The 24,101-nt window shown below is 37.7% G+C and carries 19 protein-coding genes and 7 tRNA genes; 20 read left to right on the forward strand and 6 right to left on the reverse strand.

The genetic code is table 11. The features are described 5' to 3' along the window. Nucleotides 1-104 precede the first annotated feature (104 nt). From rsfS to leuS, 5 genes are all read right to left on the reverse strand, one after another. Nucleotides 105-425 carry a ribosome silencing factor gene (gene rsfS, locus CPS_RS07615; protein WP_011042549.1) on the reverse strand — a complete coding sequence of 107 codons (321 nt, stop codon included), beginning with the start codon at nt 423-425 and terminating at the stop codon, nt 105-107. A gap of 94 nt (nt 426-519) precedes the next feature. Further along, entirely contained in the window at nt 520-1,212 is a 693-nt protein-coding gene (gene nadD, locus CPS_RS07620; protein ID WP_011042550.1) for a nicotinate-nucleotide adenylyltransferase, read from the reverse strand. 52 nt (nt 1,213-1,264) lie between these two features. Further along, the gene (gene holA, locus CPS_RS07625) at nt 1,265-2,329 is read right to left on the reverse strand and encodes a DNA polymerase III subunit delta (protein WP_011042552.1); all 1,065 of its coding nucleotides are present in this window, start codon (nt 2,327-2,329) and stop codon (nt 1,265-1,267) included. A gap of 81 nt (nt 2,330-2,410) precedes the next feature. Beyond that, a complete protein-coding gene (gene lptE / locus CPS_RS07630) occupies nt 2,411-2,914 on the reverse strand; it encodes an LPS assembly lipoprotein LptE (protein ID WP_011042553.1) in 504 nt (167 codons plus the stop codon). Nucleotides 2,915-2,944: 30 nt separating this feature from the next. Beyond that, the gene (gene leuS, locus CPS_RS07635; RefSeq protein WP_011042554.1) at nt 2,945-5,536 is read right to left on the reverse strand and encodes a leucine--tRNA ligase; all 2,592 of its coding nucleotides are present in this window, start codon (nt 5,534-5,536) and stop codon (nt 2,945-2,947) included. Between the two features lie 206 nt (nt 5,537-5,742). Between leuS and CPS_RS07640 the strand changes: the two genes are divergently transcribed. The 20 genes from CPS_RS07640 to CPS_RS07735 all read left to right on the forward strand — a co-directional run bounded on the left by CPS_RS07640 (nt 5,743) and on the right by CPS_RS07735 (nt 22,809). Continuing rightward, nucleotides 5,743-6,228 (forward strand): zinc ribbon-containing protein, encoded by a 486-nt coding sequence (locus tag CPS_RS07640; RefSeq protein WP_011042555.1) that lies wholly within the window; start codon nt 5,743-5,745, stop codon nt 6,226-6,228. Between the two features lie 148 nt (nt 6,229-6,376). Beyond that, nucleotides 6,377-8,794 carry a Lon protease family protein gene (locus CPS_RS07645; RefSeq protein ID WP_101153738.1) on the forward strand — a complete coding sequence of 806 codons (2,418 nt, stop codon included), beginning with the start codon at nt 6,377-6,379 and terminating at the stop codon, nt 8,792-8,794. Between the two features lie 113 nt (nt 8,795-8,907). Then, the gene (locus tag CPS_RS07650) at nt 8,908-9,510 is read left to right on the forward strand and encodes a hypothetical protein (RefSeq protein WP_138140249.1); all 603 of its coding nucleotides are present in this window, start codon (nt 8,908-8,910) and stop codon (nt 9,508-9,510) included. Between the two features lie 422 nt (nt 9,511-9,932). Next, complete coding sequence (locus CPS_RS07655; protein ID WP_011042558.1) at nt 9,933-11,768, forward strand: DEAD/DEAH box helicase; 1,836 nt, start codon at nt 9,933-9,935, stop codon at nt 11,766-11,768. 233 nt (nt 11,769-12,001) lie between these two features. Then, nucleotides 12,002-12,436 carry a tol-pal system-associated acyl-CoA thioesterase gene (gene ybgC, locus CPS_RS07660; RefSeq protein WP_011042559.1) on the forward strand — a complete coding sequence of 145 codons (435 nt, stop codon included), beginning with the start codon at nt 12,002-12,004 and terminating at the stop codon, nt 12,434-12,436. Further along, complete coding sequence (gene tolQ, locus CPS_RS07665; protein ID WP_011042560.1) at nt 12,426-13,112, forward strand: protein TolQ; 687 nt, start codon at nt 12,426-12,428, stop codon at nt 13,110-13,112. The genes ybgC and tolQ overlap by 11 nt, the downstream gene beginning before the upstream one ends. Before the next feature lie 9 nt (nt 13,113-13,121). Continuing rightward, nucleotides 13,122-13,547 (forward strand): protein TolR, encoded by a 426-nt coding sequence (gene tolR / locus CPS_RS07670; protein WP_011042561.1) that lies wholly within the window; start codon nt 13,122-13,124, stop codon nt 13,545-13,547. Between the two features lies 1 nt (nt 13,548). Next, entirely contained in the window at nt 13,549-14,493 is a 945-nt protein-coding gene (tolA, locus tag CPS_RS07675; RefSeq protein WP_232769055.1) for a cell envelope integrity protein TolA, read from the forward strand. 122 nt (nt 14,494-14,615) lie between these two features. Beyond that, nucleotides 14,616-15,974 (forward strand): Tol-Pal system beta propeller repeat protein TolB, encoded by a 1,359-nt coding sequence (tolB, locus tag CPS_RS07680; protein ID WP_198560023.1) that lies wholly within the window; start codon nt 14,616-14,618, stop codon nt 15,972-15,974. Between the two features lie 63 nt (nt 15,975-16,037). Continuing rightward, entirely contained in the window at nt 16,038-16,592 is a 555-nt protein-coding gene (pal, locus tag CPS_RS07685) for a peptidoglycan-associated lipoprotein Pal (protein WP_011042564.1), read from the forward strand. A gap of 53 nt (nt 16,593-16,645) precedes the next feature. Then, a complete protein-coding gene (gene ybgF / locus CPS_RS07690; RefSeq protein ID WP_011042565.1) occupies nt 16,646-17,437 on the forward strand; it encodes a tol-pal system protein YbgF in 792 nt (263 codons plus the stop codon). A gap of 172 nt (nt 17,438-17,609) precedes the next feature. Further along, a tRNA-Lys gene (locus CPS_RS07695) sits at nt 17,610-17,685 on the forward strand. Between the two features lie 109 nt (nt 17,686-17,794). Next, a tRNA-Lys gene (locus CPS_RS07700) sits at nt 17,795-17,870 on the forward strand. 36 nt (nt 17,871-17,906) lie between these two features. Further along, nucleotides 17,907-17,982 (forward strand) — tRNA-Lys (locus tag CPS_RS07705). Nucleotides 17,983-18,075: 93 nt separating this feature from the next. Beyond that, nucleotides 18,076-18,151, forward strand: a tRNA-Lys gene (locus CPS_RS07710). A 33-nt stretch (nt 18,152-18,184) separates the two neighbouring features. Continuing rightward, a tRNA-Lys gene (locus CPS_RS07715) sits at nt 18,185-18,260 on the forward strand. A gap of 167 nt (nt 18,261-18,427) precedes the next feature. Next, nucleotides 18,428-18,503, forward strand: a tRNA-Lys gene (locus CPS_RS07720). Between the two features lie 425 nt (nt 18,504-18,928). Further along, on the forward strand, nt 18,929-19,987 hold the full coding sequence (gene nadA, locus CPS_RS07725; protein ID WP_011042566.1) for a quinolinate synthase NadA: 1,059 nt from the start codon (nt 18,929-18,931) through the stop codon (nt 19,985-19,987). A gap of 247 nt (nt 19,988-20,234) precedes the next feature. After that, nucleotides 20,235-20,324, forward strand: a tRNA-Ser gene (locus CPS_RS07730). Between the two features lie 325 nt (nt 20,325-20,649). Next, complete coding sequence (locus CPS_RS07735; protein WP_011042568.1) at nt 20,650-22,809, forward strand: GGDEF domain-containing phosphodiesterase; 2,160 nt, start codon at nt 20,650-20,652, stop codon at nt 22,807-22,809. Between the two features lie 45 nt (nt 22,810-22,854). Here CPS_RS07735 and CPS_RS07740 read toward each other — a convergent pair whose 3' ends face one another. Next, a complete protein-coding gene (locus tag CPS_RS07740; protein ID WP_011042569.1) occupies nt 22,855-23,961 on the reverse strand; it encodes a GGDEF domain-containing protein in 1,107 nt (368 codons plus the stop codon). Nucleotides 23,962-24,101 lie beyond the last annotated feature (140 nt).

Here is a 24,101-nt window from a genome sequence, read left to right on the forward strand (position 1 = left end):
ATTTTGATAAAATAACGAGAGCAGGGGCTATAGAAGAGTAATCGTCTATTTAGATTTACACCGCACTACACTCGTTTTATTATTAAACAATGTTAACAAGTAACTTATTCAGCCCAAAGCTGCTCAAGGTTATACTTATCACGTTGTTCGTCAGTCATTACATGAACGATGATATCGGCTAAGTCGACTAATGCCCATTCACCAACATCGTTACCTTCCATGCCACGTGGTTCAGTACCTTGAGCACGACACTCCATAGCAACTGATTGGGCAATAGATTTTACATGACGGTTTGAATTACCTGAACAAATAATCATGTAATCAGCAAAGCTTGCTTTGTCGCTAATATTAAGAGCGATGATATCTCTGCCTTTCATGTCTTCAAGTTTTTCTATGACAAATGCTTTAAGTTGTTCAGTTTGCAAGGTGTTATTCCTATCGTTAATCGTAACTTTTGATGTGCTCTTTATCGAGCGACTATAAATAATAGTGCGATATTAACACTTTTTGCGCGCAGGGTTAACGGTAAAGATTATTTTTGTTAATAAATTCTGAAATTGAAGGGAGTAATTGATGATTACAACTTTGTTTTTGCACCAATTCTTGACGAATATGTGTTGATGAAATATCAAAAAAACATTTATGGACAAAATATATCTTACCTGATTCATGTTGCATTAATTCAGTCATGTCAGTTGTTTGATGATTATTCAGTAATGCCTTTGTTTCATCATTTAATCGTTCAACAGGATAATTTGGTCGAGTATTAACGACCAGATGACATAAGGACAAAATTTCTTGATATCGATGCCAATGAGTAAATGACATCAGAGAATCCATGCCAATAATAAAATATAAAGGCTGATTAGGATATTGCTGTTTCAGTTCATTGAGCGTATCTACCGTGTAAGAGTGTCCCGAACGCTTTAATTCTCGTTGGTCACAGGTAAATAATGTACTATCTTCACAAACAATCTCAACCATAGCTGCACGTTGCTCGGCACTTGCGTGGGGGACTAAGTCAGGTGAGATTTTATGGGGTGGAATGTGTGCCGGTATTAATAGTACTTTTTGTAAATCGAGCTCATTGGCAACGGCTTGAGCTGATCGAGTATGGGCTAAGTGAATAGGATCAAAGGTTCCACCTAAAATGCCAATACCTTTATCTAGGCCAAGTTTGTCTGAATTGTTTTCTTTACTTTTATTAGCCATTTTTCGATTCGTCATCATCTCTTTAGCTATATCTGCATTTTATATTGTGGCATTAGCCATAATTAAGACTAAAGGCTGCTGTTTTTTCACCGTGATACAAGGTGATGCACAAATCAGCTAATAGAATAAAAATATTAAACTCGCTGCTGGTTTTACTTAATAAGTCTATATCAGCAATACGCATCATGGCTCGCTTTACGTTATCAAGTTTGATGTGAGTTAAGGCATGTTGGTACAAAGGTTTACGTTTATCCCATATACGGTATTGTTTATAAATATTAGCAATACTTTCACCTTGGGCTAACTGATTTAACATGGCGTATAACTGGTTTATCTCTTTATGGAACACCCAAATCAGTTGCGCGGGCGCCATGCCTTCTTGCTGCAGTTGATCGAGCATAGTGATACATTTAGCACAATCACCACGCAATAAAACTTCGATGACCTGAAAAGGATTAAACTTCGCTTGTTTAATGATTAACTGCTCTGCTTGTTCAACACTAATTGTTTGTGAACCAAAGAGTAACACCAGTTTATCTAGCTCTTGGGCAAGGGCAAGTAAATTACCTTCAAACAGTTCAATAAGTAGCGCGTTTAATTCGGGAGAGATGTTAAGTTTCAACTGTCTGGCTTGATTATTCAACCATTGAGGCATGAGCTTTAGCTCGATATCATACAAGGGTAAATAACAGCCTAATTGGGTTAGACTTTTAAACCATTTTCTATTTGCACTAGCTGCATCAAGTTTTGCGCCATGGAATATAAAAATAACATCCTGTGGAACATGACCGCTATTAATGTCTTGCGTTAAGCGCTCAGCCAAAGCGAGTAAAGCCTTGTTTCCTGCATCGCCAACTTTTACCGTTGTTAACTCTACTTCAATGATACGTTGGCTGGCAAAAAGGCTTAGTGATTGATATTCATCAAGCAACTGCTGCCAATCAAAAGCAGTATCACTACTAAAACGAATGATCTCACTAAATCCTTGGCTTTTAGCATTATTTTTAATAGCAGCTAAGCTGTTATCTTTTTGCCATGGCTCATCACCAAAAACCAACCACACAGGTTTAAAACCCTGTCGTAGCGTATTGTCTAGTTGGTTATGGTAAATTTTCATGAAGGCCTTTGTTATCTATAATAACTTGCTATAAATTTTTTACAGTGAGTTGTAAAACTAATCAAAATTTAATGACTTTAACTAGCGTTGAATTCTTGCCAAATCACGTAATATTTTATCGGCAGCCGATGTTCTCATTTCACTTAACAATAAAGATAACTCTCGGCTTTTTGCTAGAGCGATATTAGGATCATCTTGATAATCGCGATAAAGTTCAAAGCGAAAATCTCTCGCATCTTCACCAGTAAAACGGACCTGATAATGCACTGAATAGATCAGTTCATACTCTGCTACTTGACCATTAGAAAATAACGATAACGTTCGTCTATCTAATTTATCAGAAAGAATACGCAATTCAGGAACGTCAGCTTTTGAATGCTTTAATACGTTAACTTGGTTGCGTGTTAAATTGAGTTTAACTAGGCGCGTTAACTCTCCATGAATATCACTTGAGCTAACATAAAGCGTTTGTAAGTCATCATCGAGCAAGTAATCACCACGTAGTTGAAAACCACAAGCGGACAATAAGCTTGTGGTCAACAATGCGATAATTAAGCTTTTAATGACAAGGCTTAATTTATACATTTATCTATAACCTGTTAGTTGCTGCATACGTTAGTTGGCGACAATATTAAGTAATTTACCTGGAATATAAATAACTTTGCGTATGGTGTTACCATCAGTAAATTTCAAAACGCTTTCATCATTTAAGCCAAGTGCCTCAACATCTTCTTTACTCGCATCGGCGGCAACAGTTATTTTTGCACGTACCTTGCCGTTAACTTGTACAATGATAAGTTTTTCATCTTCAACTAAAGCACTATTGTCGACGACAGGCCAGCTAGCATCTTCAACATTCTCATCACTACCGCCAACTAATTGCCATAAATGGTGACATAGATGTGGGGTAATTGGCGTTAACATTAATACCACTGCGCGAACAGCTTCTTGCATTACCGCTTTATCTTCATCACTGTTTACTTTAGCTTTGCCCAAATGATTCATTAACTCCATAATGGCAGCAATGGCGGTATTGAAAGTATTGCGACGACCTATATCGTCGGTCACTTTCGCAATGGTCTTATGTAACTCACGACGCAGCTTTTTATGATCAGCGTTTAATGTTAACTCAGCAATATCGACCACGGCAGAGTTATTGGTACTTTCAACAAATTCATGCGCTAATTTATAAACACGTTTCACAAAACGATGTGCGCCTTCAACACCGGCATCAGACCATTCTAAGGTTTGCTCTGGTGGTGAAGTGAACATGATAAATAAACGTACCGTATCAGCACCGTATTTCTCGATAACTTCTTGTGGGTCAATACCGTTGTTTTTCGATTTAGACATTTTGCTCATACCTGCAGATAACACAGGTTGGCCGTCAATTTTACTAATGGATGAAGTTATTTGACCTTTTTCGTCACGCTCAACTTCAACATCCGTTGGTGCAATCCACTCTTGTGCGCCGTTGTCAGCTTCACGATAGTAGGTTTCAGCTAACACCATGCCTTGACATAAAAGCTTTTTAAACGGTTCGTCACATTTAACTAAACCGACATCTCGCAATAACTTATGGAAGAAGCGAGAGTATAATAAATGTAGGATTGCATGTTCGATACCACCAATATATTGATCTACTGGCAACCAGTAGTTTGCTTTGGCAGGATCAATCATTTGGGTGTCGTCATTTGGTGAACAATAACGTGCGTAATACCAAGAAGACTCCATGAAGGTATCAAAGGTATCGGTTTCACGAAGGGCTTCTTCACCGTTATAAAGGGTTTTTGCCCATTCTGGATCTGCTTTAATCGGTGAAGTGGTGCCATTCATTACCACATCTTCTGGCAATACTACCGGTAATTCATTTGTCGGTACGGGTACTGACTCACCATTGGCAAGGTTAATCATTGGAATTGGCGTACCCCAATAACGTTGACGAGAAACACCCCAATCACGTAAGCGGTAGTTAGTCGTCGTTTTACCTTTGTTTTCGCTGATTAACTTGTCGCTGATGGCTTTAAACGCTTCTTCAAAATCTAAGCCATCAAATTCACCAGAATTGATTAAGGTAGATTTTTCAGTGATAGCAGCCTTGTTAATATCATCAGCCTCTTGCCCAGCAATAACTTGCTCAATAGCCAAACCATATTTAAGCGCAAATTCATAATCGCGTTGATCATGTCCTGGTACAGACATTACAGCACCTGAGCCATAATCCATTAGCACAAAGTTAGCGGCCCAAACGGGCACTAATTTACCGGTAAGCGGGTGAATGGCTTTAAGACCGGTATCAACACCTTTCTTTTCCATTGCAGCCATATCAGCTTCAGTGGTTTTACTGTTTTTACATTCATCAATAAAAGCAGCTAAATCTGCATTATCCACGGCGGCAGCTACTGCTAAAGGATGCTGAGCGGCAAGCGCAACATAAGTAACACCCATTAACGTATCAGGTCGAGTGGTGTAAATATCAAAGCTTTCAGTCGAGTCAGCAACGGCAAAAGTCATCTCAACACCTTGAGAGCGACCAATCCAATTACGTTGCATGGTTTTTACTTGCTCAGGCCATTCGGTTAATTGATCTAAATCATCAAGTAATTCTTCGGCGTAATCAGTGATTTTAATAAACCATTGTGGAATTTGTTTACGCTCAACTAGAGCACCTGAACGCCAGCCTCTACCGTCAATCACTTGTTCGTTTGCAAGTACAGTTTGATCGACTGGATCCCAGTTTACCGTGGCATTTTTCTTATACACTAAACCTTTTTCGAAAAGCTGGGTAAAGAACCACTGTTCCCAGCGATAGTAATCAGGTTTACAGGTAGCTAACTCACGGCCCCAGTCATAACCAAAACCTAGTGATTGTAATTGATTACGCATGTAGTCAATATTTTCATAGGTCCATTTCCCTGGCGCTGTTTTGTTTTTAATCGCAGCATTTTCAGCGGGTAAACCAAAAGCATCCCAACCCATTGGTTGCATGACATTTTTGCCTTGCATACGTTGGTAGCGAGAAATAACATCACCTAAGCTGTAATTACGTACATGACCCATGTGCAATCGACCACTTGGGTAAGGGAACATAGCTAAGCAGTAAAATTTTTCTTTGTCTGGGTTTTCAATAGCTTGAAAAGTGTTGTTATCAGTCCAAAATTTTTGTACTGTTGCTTCAATCGCTTGGGGATTATAAATGGCTTCCATTAAGACTTTCTCTAATGCTTTTAAGATGTTACCGAATTGCCTGCTATGCGACATAAAATTGCATAAACTGCGGTCAAATCGATGTTAGATTATCGCTGTAGAATACCTTATATAACTGGGTAACAACAAGCATAATTAAGCGTAAACTATAACTTTTCCTATACTTGAACCTATAGTTAAAGTAATACTCTTAAGGGAGAATACTAATGTCACAACAAAATGATTACTTTGCCGATATTTATCAAAAGCTGAACGACTGGTTGGTCGAGATAAAAGTTGAGCAAAAGCCACATATTGACGAGTTTATCAAGCAGGCTAAGTTATATGCGGGTGCTGCTGAAACAATGTCAGAAGAAAAACTGCAACAATTTACCGATAACTTAAAGTATGATTTACATGACTTTTATCAATTAAATCGAGCACAAGCCAAAAATTCGGTCTATTTAGGTTTATTAAATGAAACATTATGGGATAACCTCGCTCAATTAACCGATAAATCCCAAGTAGAATGGGCCGAGCTTGTTGATGACTTTAATCATGACGGTTTATACAAAAGTGGTGATTTCATTGGTTTTGGTGAGCTGCAATGTGAACAATGTGATGAAAAAACAACAATTATGCATTTTAGTGAAATTAGTGACTGTGTTCATTGTGGTTCAAAAGAGTTTGTTCGCCTCCCTCTCAAACCTTAACTTTACAATTACTTGTTAGCATAAATGTTAGCAAGTACACTAGCGCCAAAATTTCGATGCGCATATTTAGAAATGTTAATTTCGATATGCTAAGTTCGATTCTTTCATTATTAGGAGCGTGACTCATAACGCTCTTTAAAGGATTTATATGACTAAAATGCCTACTTGCCTTGCAGATCAAACCCGTCTGGGTATTGATGACCTCACTTCTTCTTTGTCAGCTTCATTATTTTCCGATGGGATAAAACCAGTCAATAAAGGCAATGAATTTGACGCACAGGGATTTGTCGGTCATGAAAGAGCAAAAGAGGCTTTAGAATTTGGCTTATCTATGTCTGCTATTGGCTTTAATGTTTTTGCTATGGGGGAACATGGCACAGGGAGGCAAACATTAATTAAACAAATGTTAACTTCGCTCGCTAGTGCGAAAACGGCACCAGATGAATGGTGTTATACCAATAACTTTGACGAAAGTCATATTCCGTTAACGTTGTCGGTTAAGCCTGCTGATGGTAAAAAATTATTAGTAAGCATGAATAAATTTATTGATGGCTTACTGAGTTTATTTCCAGAGGTTTTTGATAATCCGGGCTACCAAAGACAAAAATCAGCCATTGATCGAGAGTTTAATCAAAAATACGATCAAGCTATTTCAGTGGTTGAAGAGCTTGCTCTAAAAGAGAATGTGGTTCTGTATGAAGAAAATGGCGAAGTAGGTTTTTCACCTTTAGTTGAAGGCAAGCCATTAAGTGATAAAGAATTTTCTAATCTAAATGAAACAGATAGAGCTAATTTTTATAAATCATTAAATGAATTAGAAAACGTGCTGTCTGAGCAACTATTAGAGTTACCCTTATGGAAGCGGCTTTCTTTTGACCAGTTACGAAAACTTAAAAGTGATACCGCCGAGAGTGCTATCAAACCTTATATAACTGAATTAGAAAAAGAGTTTAGTAATAACGAAGGCGTACTAAGCTATTTAGGCAAAGTGAAAAGCCACGTAGTCGATGCCGTTTTAGAGATTTTAGTAACCGAGTCTGATGATACCCCTACAGATAAAGAATTACGTAAATTAATGGTTGAACGATTTTTACCAAACCTACTGGTACCAAGAGATAACACACAAGGGGCACCGGTAGTTTATGAACAAAACCCGACTTATCAAAACTTATTTGGTCATGTCGACTTTGCTAGTTTTCAAGGGAGTAGCTATACCAGTTACCGCTTGATCAGACCAGGCGCATTGCACAAAGCTAATGGTGGTTACTTACTATTAGATGCTGATAAAGTGTTAAGCCAACCTATGGTGTGGTCACGCTTGAAGTTAGCGTTAAAAACTCAACAGATCACCATTGAAAATCCTTATTCAGAATATAGCCCACCTAGCGGATATAGCTTACAGCCAGAAAAAATCCCGCTGCAAGTTAAAGTAGTACTACTTGGTGATGCAGAAATTTATTACACCTTACAAGATTACGACCAAGAGTTTACTGAGTTATTTAGAGTCTTAGCCGACTTTGACCGCCATCTTGATAAAACGGATAGTAATTTAATTGCGTTTGGACAATTAATCAGACAACGTGCTGATAAACATAATTATCCTGAAGTGAGTGATGATGCAGTTTTAGAACTAGTTCGTTATGCCCTTAGACGAGGCGAACATAAATATAAAGTGTCAGCAAATATTGTACAGGTGAATGATTTACTCGACGAAGCAAATTACTGTTGGCAAAAGCAGGGTAGCGAAGGCCCATTAAAGGCTCAACATATTGCTTTAGCACAAGCCGCTAAAAAACGTCGTATCGGTCGGTTGAGCGAAACATGGCTCAGTGAAATTAAAGAGCAACAAGTACTGATTAATACCGAAGGTGGCTTTATCGGTAAAGTGAATGGCTTAACGGTACTTGAGATAGGAGATAGTGTTTTTGGTACTCCTGCACGTATAACGGCAACCGTTTATGCCGGTAGTGAAGGCGTTACAGATATTGAACGAGAGGTTGACTTAGGTAAGTCTATTCACTCCAAAGGTGTTTTACTGTTAACGGGTTATTTGGGCCACAAGTATGGACAAACATTCCCTGTAAGTATTTCTGCCAACATTGCCATAGAACAATCTTACGGACATATAGACGGTGACAGTGCTTCTATGGCTGAACTCTGTGCTCTTATTTCTGCTATTACTTTATTACCAATAGATCAAAGTCTTGCGATAACTGGTTCCATTAACCAACACGGTGAAGTGCAATCAATTGGCGGTGTAAATGAGAAAATAGAAGGCTTCTTTCAGTTATGCCAAGATAAAGGTTTAACAGGAACACAAGGAGTTATTATTCCGAAAACTAACGTCATTAACTTAATGCTTAATGATGAAGTGATTAATGCTGTAGCTCGCGGAGAGTTTTCAATACATGCCGTTGAAAGTATTGATCAAGCACTGGAGTTATTGATGAATGTGGATGCTGGCATTATCAGTAAGACCGGTCGTTATCCGCGTAAATCTATTCATGGCCTGGCGCTTGATAAGTTAGAGAATTTTTCCGATATACTTAATGGCTCTGAAGAGTAATATTATAATCTTTAGTTATGGTTGATAAGTAGGCGCAAATAGTTCGAAAATTGCTCTTGTTAGTGCTTTTGTTTATAATAGTAAAACAAAACAACAAGTCGCATGGAATTCAAGTGGAATTTTCGACGGAAGAATTGGAATTTTTCAACAATATCTTTGCTGAAAAATCAACAGATTGTATGACTAGTGACTCACATCACAAGCTTGGTGTGAAATCAGGTGTGCCTCAGAATTTAAGACAAGTTTTAGTGGGTAGTCAATTAACGCTATTAGCAGAAATTGGTCATTACCAATTATGGTTCCCTATCTCTCTATCAATAAATGAGCAAGGTGATTTCTCACCTAAATTAGGCACTCCTGAAGTTATTGATATAAGAGGGCACGAGCGTAGCTGGCGAATAAAAACGCCTAAAAATGTAGCCGTTATTGATATTTTTCATGATCAAAAAATTGAAATTTTGTCACTTTCGGCCACAGGGTTAACGTTAAAAGTACCTAACTCAGGTAACAATTATATTGATCTACAGCAGTATTCGTTTGAAATGAGTTTAGCAGGTGAAGAACCGCTGAAGCTTGAGCTAGACTTAGTCAGACGTGATAAAAATATTGTTGCAGCTAAATTTAAAGATTTACAAGAGGGGAAGGAAGCATTAAGAAAATTCCTATTCAACTCACATCAACTGAAGTACTCCAACCTTTATCAAGACGTTATTTAATAAAGTTCTTGTCAAATAGCAATATCTCTGTATAATGCGCGCCTCGATAACAGGTTGAATGAATTTCAGCCAAAGTTAGTCCAATAAGCGACTTACTTATACTAACTAGCAATAGTTTAATGGATGTATAAGTATATTGAGATGAGTGGGGTTTTACCGCCCAATAGACTTCCCAGCTAATTCGCCCCTAGAATTAGCAAGAAATATAGCGTCAATAGAACGCTATGCGCCTTAAGTCTTCCTGGTGGTTTCCTCGTATATATTTTACGCAGGTTAAGACTTAGCAATTTAAATCAAATGCTATTAAGTGCAGCTAATTAACACCCGTTAATTTGGCGGCAGCTTTGTGATTGATTTTTATAATTACGCCCAAGTAATTATGCTCAAGTAATGCGCCTGCCTTGCGAAGATGAAAATTATTTATGACTGATCAAAAAACTGAAACTGTAACAGAACCTGAAGCTGTAGCTTTTGCCTCTTTAGGCTTACCTGAAAACTTATTATCTGCCGTTCTTTCTATTGGCTTTACTTCTGCTACCGATATTCAAGCACTAACTATACCACCATTACTTGCTGGTAAAGATGTGTTAGGTGAAGCTCAAACAGGTACAGGTAAAACTGCTGCCTTTGGTTTACCTGCATTAGCAAAAATTGATACTTCAATTAAAAAACCACAATTAATGGTTTTAGCACCGACTCGTGAATTAGCAATGCAAGTTGCTGAAGCAATCGAATCTTTCGGTAAAGACATGAAAGGTTTACGTGTTGCTACATTATACGGTGGCCAATCTTATGGACCACAATTTCAACAACTAGAGCGTGGCGCACAAGTTGTTGTTGGTACTCCTGGTCGTTTAATGGACCACTTACGTCGCAAAAGCCTTAAATTAGATGAATTACGTGTTTGTGTGCTTGATGAAGCAGATGAAATGTTAAACATGGGCTTTTTAGAAGACATCCAGTGGATTTTGGATCATATACCAAAAACTGCACAAATGTGTTTGTTCTCTGCGACCATGCCACCAGCGATTCGTAAAATTGCTAACCGTTTCTTAAAAGATCCTGAGCACATTAAAGTTGCTGCTGTTAAAAAAGCAAAAGCTAACATTACTCAGTACGCATGGAAAGTTAGTGGCATCACTAAAATGACTGCGTTAGAGCGTATTGCTGAAGTAGTTGAATACGATGCAATGATTATCTTTGTTCGTACTCGTAACGATACTGTTGATATTGCTGAAAAATTAGAACGTGCCGGTTACCCTGCATTAGCACTAAATGGTGATTTGAACCAAGCACAACGTGAACGTTGTATTGACCAAATGAAATCTGGTAAATCATCTATCCTAGTTGCTACAGACGTTGTTGCTCGTGGTTTGGATATTCCTCGTATCTCTTTGGTAATTAACTATGACTTACCGGGCGATAACGAAGCATATGTTCACCGTATTGGTCGTACTGGTCGCGCTGGTCGTGAAGGTATGTCAATTGCTTTTGTACGTCCACGTGAAATGTACTCAATTCGTCATTATGAGCGTTTAACGAATGGTACTGTTCTTAATTACGATTTACCAAATATCCAAGATATTGGTAAAATACGTATTGAGCGTACTCGTGTTGAAGTAGCAAAAATTGTTGCTGATAAAGATATCTCAAGCATGCGTGAAATTGTTGAAGGCATGGCTGCTGAATCTGAAGTTTCTATGATTGATCTTGCTGCTGCATTGCTTTTCCAAAAGCAAATGAAGCAACCACTTCAACCAAAAGAAGATCCTAAGCCTCGTCGTGATGCACGTGAACGTACTGATCGCAATGACCGTGGTAACGACCGTAATAGCCGTGGTAATGATCGCAATAGCCGTGGTAATGATAGCCGTAGTGCTGGTCGTGATTCACGTGGTGGTGAGAACCGTAGTAACCGTGATGAAAAACCACGTAAAGCTAAAGTTAATCGCAGTGATGTTGATTGGCAAACTTACCGCCTAGAAGTCGGTAAAGAACATGGCGCTCGTCCAGGTGATATTGTTGGCGCTATCGCTAATGAAATATCGCTTGATAGTAGCTACATCGGTGCTATTAATTTACATGACAAACATAGTTTTGTTCAGTTACCTAAAGGTATCCCAACTGACTTGTTTAACCAGTTGAAAGGAGTACGCGTTCGTCGTCAACCTCTTTCAATCACTACTTCAGATGAAGCAGTTGTTAGCCAACAACAGCGTCCAGCTCGTCGTACTGAAAAAGCACCACGTCATACTTAATTGATGCGATAGCTTTATACCATTACGCATAAGAGAGTGAATACTTTTTTATGCGAGATGGTGTCACTTTAAAAAGCGCCTTATGGCGCTTTTTTTGTTTTTCGCAATGATAAAAGCTGGTTTAGGGCTTTTTATGCTAAAAAGTGTAAGTTTTTATCTCCGTCGCCTTGTTTGCCTATTGCTTTATCTATTACTATAGAGCCCAAAGTACAATAAAAATAATTCTAATAGTAATGTCTGAAATAACATCCCAACCAAACGTTGAATCAGCCCATCATTTCGCAATTCGTGTCTATTACGAAGATACCGATGCCGGTGGAATTGTCTATTATGCGAACTATTTGAAATTTTTTGAACGCGCGCGAACAGAGTGGCTTAGAAAAATAGGCATAAACCAAGAAGTATTTTTGCAACAAAAGTTGGGTTTTGTGGTCAGAAAGGTTGAAATGGACAATGTTGCCTCGGCAAAACTTGATGATTTACTTGAAGTGAGTTCAACCATCATAACGCTGAAGCGTGCAAGTTTAGTGTTTCAACAACAAATTACCAACCAAGAAAAACAAGTATTGTGTACTGCTAAAATACGTATAGCGTGCGTTGATTTTAGTCAAAATAAACCCTGTGCTATTCCCGAATTAATACTAGGAGCGTTTAAACGTGTCAGCTGAAATATCTATTTTCCATTTGTTTTTAGAAGCAAGCATATTAGTGCAATTTGTAATGCTTGTTTTGCTTACTTTTTCTATTGTCTGTTGGGCGATGATATTTCAACGTAGAAAAATTTTACGTACCGCCGCGGCTGAATTGAAAGCATTCGAAGATAAATTCTGGAGTGGGGCTGATTTAAGTAAGCTTTATAGCGAAACTTCTGCAAAGTCACAAATACAAGGCATTGAAAGTTTATTTATAGCAGGCTTTAAAGAGTTTGCCCGTTTGCGAAAAAGCCATATTGATAACCCTCAAATTATTGTTGATGGTACGCACAGAGCTATGCGTGTTGCTCTATCACGTGAAGTAGATAGTCTAGAAACGCATTTACCTTTTATGGCAACAGTAGGCTCTATTAGTCCTTACATTGGCTTGTTCGGTACAGTTTGGGGCATCATGAATTCATTTATTGCTCTAGGTGCGGTAAAGCAAGCCACGCTTGCTATGGTTGCTCCAGGTATTGCGGAAGCATTGATTGCCACCGCAATGGGGTTATTTGCTGCCATTCCTGCGGTAATTGCCTTTAACCGTTTTAGTCATAAAGTTGAGAAGTTAGAAAATAGCTACGGTAATTTTATGGATGAATTTTCGAGTATTTTACAACGACAATCAGCCGCCGAGCAATCTACTAAATAGGGTATTACTATGTACCAAAGAGTTAGACGCCGCAAAGTGGCTGAAATAAATGTGGTTCCGTATATCGATGTAATGTTGGTATTACTCATTATTTTTATGGTTACCGCACCTTTAATAACCCAAGGGGTTAAGGTTGATCTACCGCAAGCAGATGCAGAGCCGCTTGATGAAGACAGTAAAACACCTCTGGTTGCCAGCGTAGATGCGCAAGGGCGTTACTATTTGACCGTTGGAGCCAATGATAAAGAGCCAATGTCTGCTGAAGAAGTTGCGATATTAGTTAAAGCACACCTAGCTATTGAACCGGGTACTCCGGTAGTTGTTAATGGCGATGGCGCGGTATCATATGATGCAGTTATACAACTGATGGTGATGTTACAGAACGTTGCAGGTGTTCCTTCGGTTGGTTTAATGACAGATTCGGTGGGGGAATAGCGTGGTCCAGCAATCAACTTCTCCTTTTAATATGAAGTCACCTTATTTTAAAGCTGTGTGGCTAAGTATCGCATTGCATGTTGTTTTACTCGTTGGTTTATTGTCAGGAGACTTTTCTTCAGAGCCTAAACCGTTACCTACGCCAACAAGCCAATCAGCTGAGCCAATTAAGGCAGTAGTTATTGATAAGGCAAAGTTTGAGCAAGCAGTAAACAAAATTAAGAGACAGAAAATTAATGAGCGTGATGCTGAGAAAAAGCGACTGAAAGCCGTTGAAAAACGTGCGTCAGATGCTAAAAAGCGTCGTGTACAAGAACAAGCACGCATTAAAAAATTAGAGAAACAACGTAAGCAAAAAGAACAAGAAAAGATTAAGGCAGATAAAGCGGCTAAATCATCAAAAGCTAAAGCAGCTAAAGCTGAAAAAGTACGTAAACAAAAAGAGCAGGAGAAACAAGTTGCTGAAAAGGCCGCTGCTGCTGCCAGAAGTAAACGTATAAAAGAAGAAGCGGATGCCAAAAAAGCAGAGGATTTACGCCTTAAAAAAATTGCAGATCGAAAACGTCAAGAAATAGCAGCAAAAGAACAAGCTATTCAAGATGCTATGTTAGCAGAGCAAATGGCTGATGAAATGGCGACCCGTAATAAAGCAAGACACCAACAAGTGATGACGGAAGTACAACGTTATTCAGCGTTGATTCAACAAAGTATTAATCAACGTATGATTACAGATCGCAGCACTATGGCAGATAAATCTTGTCGATTAACGCTCACGCTGGCACCTTCTGGCTTCGTTATTGATGTAAAAGTAGGGCAAGGCGATAAAGTGGTGTGTGATGCCGCCAATATAGCCATTGGTAAAGCAGGTACGTTACCAGTTTCTAAAGATCCTGAAGTATTTAAAGAAATGCGAGAAATTGCGGTTACGGTAGAACCCAAATTTTAACTGATATTATTTATCAGTATATTTTAATAGAGATTATAGGACCGTGTTTGGCTACATGGTTTTATTAAAATATTAAACCAGTTAATTTAATAGCAATACCTCAAGCTATTTAAAGGAAAAGTATTAAAAATATGAAATTATTATCAAACATTGTATTTGGTGCCTTGATTGCATTCACTTCTGTTAAGGCAATGGCGGCATTAGAAATTGTCATTACCGGGGGCGTAGATAGCGCAAGACCAATAGCTATAATCCCTTTCAATTGGACTGGTACCGGCGAGCGACCAGAATTATTATCAAAAGTTATTAGTGATGATTTATTACGTAGTGGCAAGTTTAGCCCTATTGCAATAGATAGATTTCCGCAAACTATCTCGGATGCTAAAGCAATTGATTACAGTGCTTGGGCTAACTTGGGTGCTGAAGCCGTATTATTAGGTAATATCAACGAAGTTGCACCAGGTCGTTATCAAGTCAGTTACCAGTTAGTTGACGTGATACGCGGACAGATCACCGGCGGTGAAACCTCAATGCTCAGTAATGGTGAATTAGTTAATCCTAAGGATCATATATTGGCGCAAAGTAGCGCTAACATACAACTGAATCAAGCACGTCGTTATGCACACAGTATCAGTAATGTTATTTATGAAAAACTTACGGGAAGTAAAGGCGCATTTTTAAGCAAAATTGCCTATGTTATTGTTCGCGATCAAGGAAAGTATCCATACCAACTCGCTTTTGCTGATTATGATGGTTTTAATGAACATGTATTGTTAAGTTCTAAAGAACCATTAATGTCACCATCTTGGCATCCTAATGGTGACCAATTAGCGTATGTTTCATTTGAAAACCGTCAAGCACAAATCCACAGTATTGATATTTATACCGGCGTGAGAAAATCAATTAGCTCATTTAATGGTATAAACAGTGCCCCACGATTTTCTCCTGATGGAAAGAGCATGGCAATGGTCTTATCAAAAGATGGTAATCCAGATTTATATGTTATGGAGTTAGCTACCATGAAATTACGTCGCATAACACGTAATCGAGCGATAGATACTGAGCCGAGTTGGACTCCAGATGGTAATTCATTGATATTTAGTTCAGAACGGGGTGGAAAACCGCAGCTATATCGCGTAGATTTAGCCGGGGGGAAAGTAAGACGTTTAACTTTTGATGGCGAGGTGAACCTAGGAGGTTCAGTAACACCTGATGGTAAACAACTGATTATGGTCAACAGAACGCGTGGTAAATATCGTTTAGCGAAGCAAGAATTATCATCTGGTTTATTTCAGGTGTTAACCGAAACTCGTTTAGATGAATCGCCAAGTGTGTCACCAAACGGTGGTATGATCATATACAGTACCTTACATAATAATCGACAAGTATTGGGTTTAGTGTCGGTAGATGGTCGCTTTAAAGCTAGATTGCCTGCACTTGATGGTCAAGTGAAAGCACCTGCTTGGTCACCATTTTTATAATAATAAGATATACAAATAACTAATTGAATTTTAACTTATAATTTTAGAACAAAGGAAAATAAAATGCGCTTTAATAACATAGTAAAATGCTTAGCAATTGCTTTACCTCTTACCATTCTATCTGCTTGTAGCTCAAACTCTGACACCGATGAGCAAAGCCAAGTCGATACTAATGCCCAAATTACTAAAAATGCGGAAGATGCTCAAAAAGCTCAAGAAGCAGTTCAAGTTACAGCGGCAAAACGTGCTGCAGAAATTGAAGAACAAAAACGTCAAGAATTAGCGCAATTACGTTCAGAACACATCATTTACTTTGATTTTGATGTTTCTAACGTAAACGACCAGTTCTCAGCTATTTTAGATGCACATGCTAAATTCTTAAATGCTAACTCAGATGTAAAAGTATTAATTGAAGGTCATGCCGATGAACGTGGTACACCTGAATATAATATTGCACTAGGCGAACGTCGTGCTAAGTCAGTAGTTACTTATTTAGAAAACATGGGTGTTGCTGCAGGCCAACTTACTGTAGTTAGCTACGGTGAAGAAAAACCAATGGTTAAAGATCGTAGCGAAAATGCTTTCTCTAAAAACCGTCGTGCCGTACTAGTTTACTAATACTTACTAATACTTACTAAGACTTAATAAGTCTCAACTAAGCAGGTAACTGAATGAAACTGAATAAAGTTTTATTTGGCATGATGTTTACAGCTAGCGCCGTTAGTGCGTTAGCTGTAGCTCAAGCGCCAGTCATTGATGTTAACGCCAATTCTATCGACTCTTCCGCGTTAACAGAGCAATTAACAACCTTGTCACGTAAGTTAGACTCACGTAATAAGGCACAAGTGAATATACAACGTCAGTTGGATCTTTTACAAAATGAAGTGAATGAACTTCGTGGCGTGACTGAATTGCATACCCACAAATTAAGTCAAGTATTAGAGCGTCAACGAGAGCTGTATAAAGAAATTGATAGACGAGTTAATGAAGTACTTAAATCAACAAGTAAAACTGCTTCAGTTACTATGAGCCCAGTTGCGACGATTAGCACCGCAGGCAATGCCACTAGTTACAGTAATAACTTAACTGAAAATGAAACTTATGACCATGCACTTAATCTCGTTTTAAAAGATAAACGTTACCAGCAAGCTATTGTTGAATTTAGAGCCTTTAATAAAAGCTTTCCAAATTCAAGCTATGCACCTAACGCCCATTATTGGTTAGGCCAATTACTCTTTAATCAAGGCGAACTTGCACAAGCTGAACAAGAGTTCTTAATTGTTGTTAACAAACATAAAGACTCAACTAAGCGTCCTGATGCACTATTAAAGCTTGCTATGGTTGCTCAAAAGCAAAATAATGCTAAAAAAGCGATTTCAACCTATCAACAGTTGATAAAAGAGTACCCAGAATCAACAGCGGCAAAACTTGGCAAGCCACGTTTAGCCAGTTTAACTAAGTAAAGTATTTATAGGCTATTGGCACTAAATTGCTTTTTGTTGATGATAAAACTAGCGCATTGCTGACAAATTGCTCGAACAGTAAATTATATTAAGAAAAACGAAGTTTATTGTTGCACTTAAATAAATTATGAGTATTATATGCCCCGCATTGAGGCAGTGACTCAATGCATGTCGGCCGTTAGCTCAGTTGGTAGAGCAGTTGGCTTTTAACCAATTTGTCGAAGGTTCAAATCCTTCACGGCCGACCAATTTCTAAGGTAAAATATTCGCTTGTTGAAGTGATGTTTTATTTTGAATAAAAAGTCTCTTTATCGTAAAGATAATGGAGCAAGTAAATTTATAATGTAACTCTTGAATCGGCCGTTAGCTCAGTTGGTAGAGCAGTTGGCTTTTAACCAATTTGTCGAAGGTTCAAATCCTTCACGGCCGACCAATTCAAGAACGATTAATATTTACTTATAAGATAAAACGGCCGTTAGCTCAGTTGGTAGAGCAGTTGGCTTTTAACCAATTTGTCGAAGGTTCAAATCCTTCACGGCCGACCACTTTCTAATTCAAAGTAATAACTTTGAGTTTGAATTAAAAGTCTCGTTATTATAATAGATAATTGAGCATGTAAATCGAAACAAATCTTGAATCGGCCGTTAGCTCAGTTGGTAGAGCAGTTGGCTTTTAACCAATTTGTCGAAGGTTCAAATCCTTCACGGCCGACCATTTCAAGAAAGTAAAAGTGTATATTATTAGGAACGGCCGTTAGCTCAGTTGGTAGAGCAGTTGGCTTTTAACCAATTTGTCGAAGGTTCAAATCCTTCACGGCCGACCACTCCTAATCTAAAGAACAGCAATAAGCTTCATCATATTTCTACAGTGATAAAACTTCTTAGAATTAAAGCCAAGGCTTTTAACCGTTTAAGCTAAATTTATTCAAAGCTTAAAATTCTTCACGGTTGACCAATTCAAGAACATTTATCATTTATTTATAGTTAGGAACGGCCGTTAGCTCAGTTGGTAGAGCAGTTGGCTTTTAACCAATTTGTCGAAGGTTCAAATCCTTCACGGCCGACCACTCCTAATTTAAAGAATAACGATAAGCCTCATCATAAATTTCTACAGTGATATAACTTCTTAGAATTAAAGCCAAGGCTTTTAACCGTTTAAGTCCAATTGATTCAAAGCTTAAAATCCTCCACGGCCGACCACTCCTAATTTAAAGAATAACGATAAGCCTCATCATAAATTTCTACAGTGATATAACTTCTTAGAATTAAAGCCAAGCCTCAAACCCTGCACAGCTATCCACTTTTAATTCAATCAGTAATTCAATCAGTAATTCAATCAGTAATTCAATAACTATTCTAAATACCCTTTAAGATTCACATAACTCATAACCAAAGCGTTTAACCGTTTAAGCTGACCATTCTCCACTACACATTAGTATTACTTTCCCTTATAATTACCGCGTTTTTACGTGTCCTGAATTAGAGAGAATCCATGAGTATAAGTAATACTGCGGTAGATTTTGATTTTCAATTTCCAGCCAAACCAAAACCTTTAGCCAATGATGAAAAGGCACAATACATAGAGAAAATTAAACTGCTCTTAATTGAAAAGAATGCCGTATTGGTTGCGCATTATTATACTGACCCTGAGATTCAAGCTCTTGCGGAAGAAACCGGTGGTTGTGTCGCTGATTCTCTAGAGATGGCTCGTTTTGGTAAACAGCACTCGGCAGAGACCTTAATTGTTGCTGGTGTGAAGTTTATGGGCGAAACGGCTAAAATTTTAACACCAGAAAAAACTGTTTTAATGCCTGAGCTTGAAGCGACCTGTTCGTTAGACTTAGGTTGTCCTATTGAAGAGTTTTCTGCTTTTTGTGATGAGCATCCAGACCATACGGTTGTTGTTTATGCAAATACCTCAGCAGCAGTTAAAGCTAGGGCTGATTGGGTGGTAACATCGAGTATTGCACTAGAAATAGTTGATATGCTTGAGAGTGAAGGTAAGCCTATTCTATGGGGGCCAGATCGTCACTTGGGTTCATACATCGAAAAAGAAACAGGTGCCAAAATGCTGATGTGGCAGGGCGCTTGTATCGTTCATGATGAATTCAAAGCAAATGCACTTCGTGATCTCAAGCTACAATACCCCGAGGCAGCAGTACTTGTTCACCCAGAGTCACCTGCTAACGTTGTTGAAATGGCCGATGCTGTAGGCTCAACCAGCCAGCTAATTAAAGCAAGCCAAGACATGCCTAATACCCACTTTATCGTCGCAACGGATAAAGGTATCTTTTATAAGATGGAACAAGCTAACCCTGGAAAGACCTTTGTAGCCGCTCCTACAGGCGGTAACGGTGCAACCTGTAGAAGTTGCGCTAGTTGCCCTTGGATGGCAATGAATGGTCTTAAATCTATTCATGATGCGTTAGTCAGCCCTGTTGGTAAAGAAATCAACGTTGATGAAAATCTAGCTGCACAGGCCTTAATTCCTTTAAATAGAATGCTTAACTTTGCCGCAGAAAATAAATTAAAAGTAAAAGGTAATGCCTAGCTTTGTCGTGTAATTCATTCATTTTTAATATTTATGAATAAATAAACAGCACTTAAACCATTTTTTAACGATAAAATTAAAATAGCCTTGCACCAGCAAGGCTTTTTTTCTACCATAGCGCCTGTTGACGATAAGGTACCTAGCTTAATGGTTAGTATGGTGATTTTACATGTATAACGTGTATATCAACTGAGTACTGAATTGGAAGCAATGATGAAGATAACATTTTAAATATCATACAAAATTTGGTGAGCTGGCCGAGTGGCTGAAGGCGCACGCCTGGAAAGCGTGTAAAGGTTTATCCCTTTCGAGAGTTCGAATCTCTCGCTCACCGCCATATTCTATAGATAAGCCTCTGTTTTACAGGGGCTTTTTCGTTCTTAACTACGGTAAAAATTCTGCCACAAAAAAGACAAGTTATATTGCTACTTCCAAATTACTTAGCTCAATCCCCACTCATCAGTAAAGCATACATCTAAACCTAGATGGGCATTTCAACGTTCATTTAAACGATTGTTTGTTGACACCCATCATATTAATAACTGAACTAACTTGTTATATTGTATAAAAAAGGATTTAGCCATCGGTGGAAAAGGGCTTTCTAAATAAAATATCCTTAATATAGTTCTCTTATAAAAAACTTATCTGAGTGAAAGATATTTATGAATGTTCATCGAATAACAAGTATCGTAAAAAGCATTTCAGACATCAATAGTGATAATTTTTTTGATGAAATTTGTTTGTCACTAAGTCGTGCCATTGATGCAGATTTTGTTTTTATAGCGAGTATTGATGACTCCAAAACCAATGCAACCTCTATTGCTGTCGCTAATAGAGGTTGCATAGTTGACAACTTTACTTATGCACTTAAATCTTCTCCCTGTGCTGAAGTTTCTAATGAATCTATTTGTACCCATCGTTGTAATATTCAACATCTGTATCCAGATGACCTCTTACTCAAAGATATGAAAATTGATGGTTATGTAGGCATTCCTTTAAAAACGAGTAAAGGGCAAGTTAGTGCAATTTTGGTCGCTTTGTTTGAAGATAATATTAGTAATGTTCTGGAAGTGGAAACACTCTTTATGCTTTTTTCTGGTTTGATAGAGAAAGAAATACATAAAAGTAGCTACTTAAAAAAAATAGAATTTTCTAATAATATCATTGCTAATACTCACGAAGCTATCATGGTGTGCGATAAAGACAAATTTATCACTTATATCAACCCGTCATTTACGCGTATGACTGGGTACACACAAGCTGATTTGCATGGCAAAACACCCAAAATTTTAAATTCTGGAAAGCAAACTAAAGCCTTTTATCAGACCATGTGGGCAGACATCAATAAAAATGGTCACTGGCAAGGTGAGATTTGGAATAAATGTAAAAATGGTAGTGAATATTTAGAATGGCTTTCTATTACTGCTATTGTAGATGAGTCTAATGAATTGACACATTACACCGCTTTTTTTTCTGATATCACAGAGCAATATATAGCGAAAGAAAAAATAAAATTTCAAGATTCATATGACGATTTAACCAAAACAGCCAATAAAAAAACATTATTCACCTTTATCGAACGGTCAATAATACAATACTCAAATCAGCTTGAATGTACTACTCCTGCGGCCTTACTCGTTATAGATATTGATTTTTTTAATAAGTTTAATAGTCTTTATAGTCATGCATTCGGTGATGAAGTACTTATGCAAGTCTCTAGTAGGCTCCAGTCATTGATTAGATCAAGCGATATTGTAGCGCGTACTAGTGGCGATAATTTTGCATTATTTATTAACCACATAACTAATCAGGATTCGATAGTTTATTTTATCGACAAAGTGACGCATGCATTCTTAAAACCCTTTGTCATAGAAGGTATTAATATAAAAATAACATTGAGTATCGGTGTTGCTTGCTTTAGACAAGATACACAGGATGTACATCGGTTATTTGAAAAAGCAGAACAAGCTATGTTTGCTGCTAAAGACAATGGCCGAAATTCTTATGAATTTTATAGTCAACTGCTATCTGATAAAGCAAATAAAGAAGAACAATTAAAGCTATCGCTAGAGTCCGCTATTGAAAATAATGACTTTTGTGTGGTTTACCAACCTATCGTATCACTGAAAAATAAATCGGTTACTAAATTTGAAGTCCTAATTCGATGGAATATGCATGGCAAATGGGTTTCTCCTGTAGATTTTATTCCGACAGCCGAAAAGTTTGGTTTGATATCGAAAATAGGAGACTTGGTTTTAAATCTAGCCTGTACCGAATTATGCAAGCTGAGAAAAATGGGCTTTAGTGATATCGTTTTTAATGTAAACCGTTCTATCTATGAATTCTCTTCTGGAGTTAATGATATTTCATGGCTTGATACGATAAAAAAATATGACCTTAACCCTGAAAGCATATGTTTTGAGTTAACTGAAAGTGTTCTTGCGCCTGAAAATGATAGATGCATAACTTTACTCAATAAACTGCAAAGCGCGGGTTGTACCATCGCATTAGATGACTTTGGTACTGGCTATTCGTCATTAAACTATTTACGTAGGTTTCCAATAGATACTTTAAAAATAGATAGAGGTTTTATTTCTGAAATGACAAAAGTAGAAGGTGATAAAGTGCTTGTGTCAGCTATTATTTCAATGGCTAAAGCACTTGGTATCTCTGTTGTTGCAGAAGGTGTCGAATTAAAACAAGAAGTTGATATTCTTGTCTCATTAGGTTGTGATTATATCCAAGGTTATTACTTTTCAAAACCATTAGCACCTGAGTTACTTTCTCAGTACTTAACTGACTTTGAATATGGTAATCAGTAGGTTTTAAGTTAATAGGCTTTAAGTTAGGACGTTTGAAAATGCTAATTATTGAATACTTTTAGTACAACCACGGCCATTTGATTTAGCAGAATAAACCCCGTCATCAGCAGCTTTCATCAGATCTTCAATACTTGTCATCTGTGCGGTTTTTGTTGCAACGCCGATACTGGTGCTTAGTGAAAGTTGGCTGTCAGATATATCAATACTTAGCGACTCTACTTGTTCATTTATTAACTCAGCAATAAGTAAACCACCTTCCAGCTCCGTAGCGGGACAAATTATAAAAAATTCATCGCCACCTAAACGACAAGCAATATCGTCCGTTCTTATCGCATGTTGAAAAACTCTGGCTAATTCAATTAACACTACATCGCCTATATCATGACCATGTGTGTCGTTAATTTGCTTAAAGTAATCAACATCTATCATCAAGCAGCTAAGTGGTAAATTATTATTGACTGACTCTTCCCATAACAAGGTTAACTGTTGCATAGCATGACGACGGTTTGCCATGTTAGTTAATGGGTCAGTTAATGATAAGATCGCTAACTCTTTATTACGCTCACTTAATTGTTGGGTGCGTGAAATAACTTTGGCTTCAAGGGTTTTATTAAGCTCCATTAAATCTTTGTTTCTTTCGGAGATTTGAATAAATAGTGCATTAAGTGCTTCAAGTAATGGCTCTGTGGACTTGTCTTTAATTTTCTCTTCAAAGTCATAGGCATCGCGTGCTGAGAGTCCTCCTTGTATTGCTTTCATTTGTTTTGCCATATTCATATCTGTGCCCAGAATGTGATAAACAAGCCAGTGTATAATAAGGTCTAAAATGTAGCGTGCGATAGATAACTTATCCGTCACTTGATCAGATAACAAGGTAGATATTTCATCAAGGATATCACGGTGTAATTTTTCGTGATGCGTGATGTGACGAGTATCTAAACCCACACTGTACATCAACTGTTCCTCATCCTTAAAATGAAATTTGGTGTAATCAATGAGCTTATTCAGTGTTAGTTCGATATCCGTTTCGGTTGTTGTATTGTTTGCTAATAAGTGACTATATTCATTAATTATTTCGACGAGACATTGGTGTTGATCATCAACTTTAGCAACACCTGTTTCGTAATTACTATTCCAAATAAATGTTTTCATAAAGACTGTAAATATTTCATAATTAATTAAGTATTTTAGTATACATACAAACTAAAAGTTAACGCTGATTTAAATCAACACTTTCAAATTCCTCCTAAAACATTGACTTAAATCAAAAACGTAGTGAACGTTAATTTAAG

It is taken from the genome of Colwellia psychrerythraea 34H, assembly GCF_000012325.1.
GTDB classification, from domain to species: Bacteria; Pseudomonadota; Gammaproteobacteria; order Enterobacterales; family Alteromonadaceae; genus Colwellia; species Colwellia psychrerythraea_A.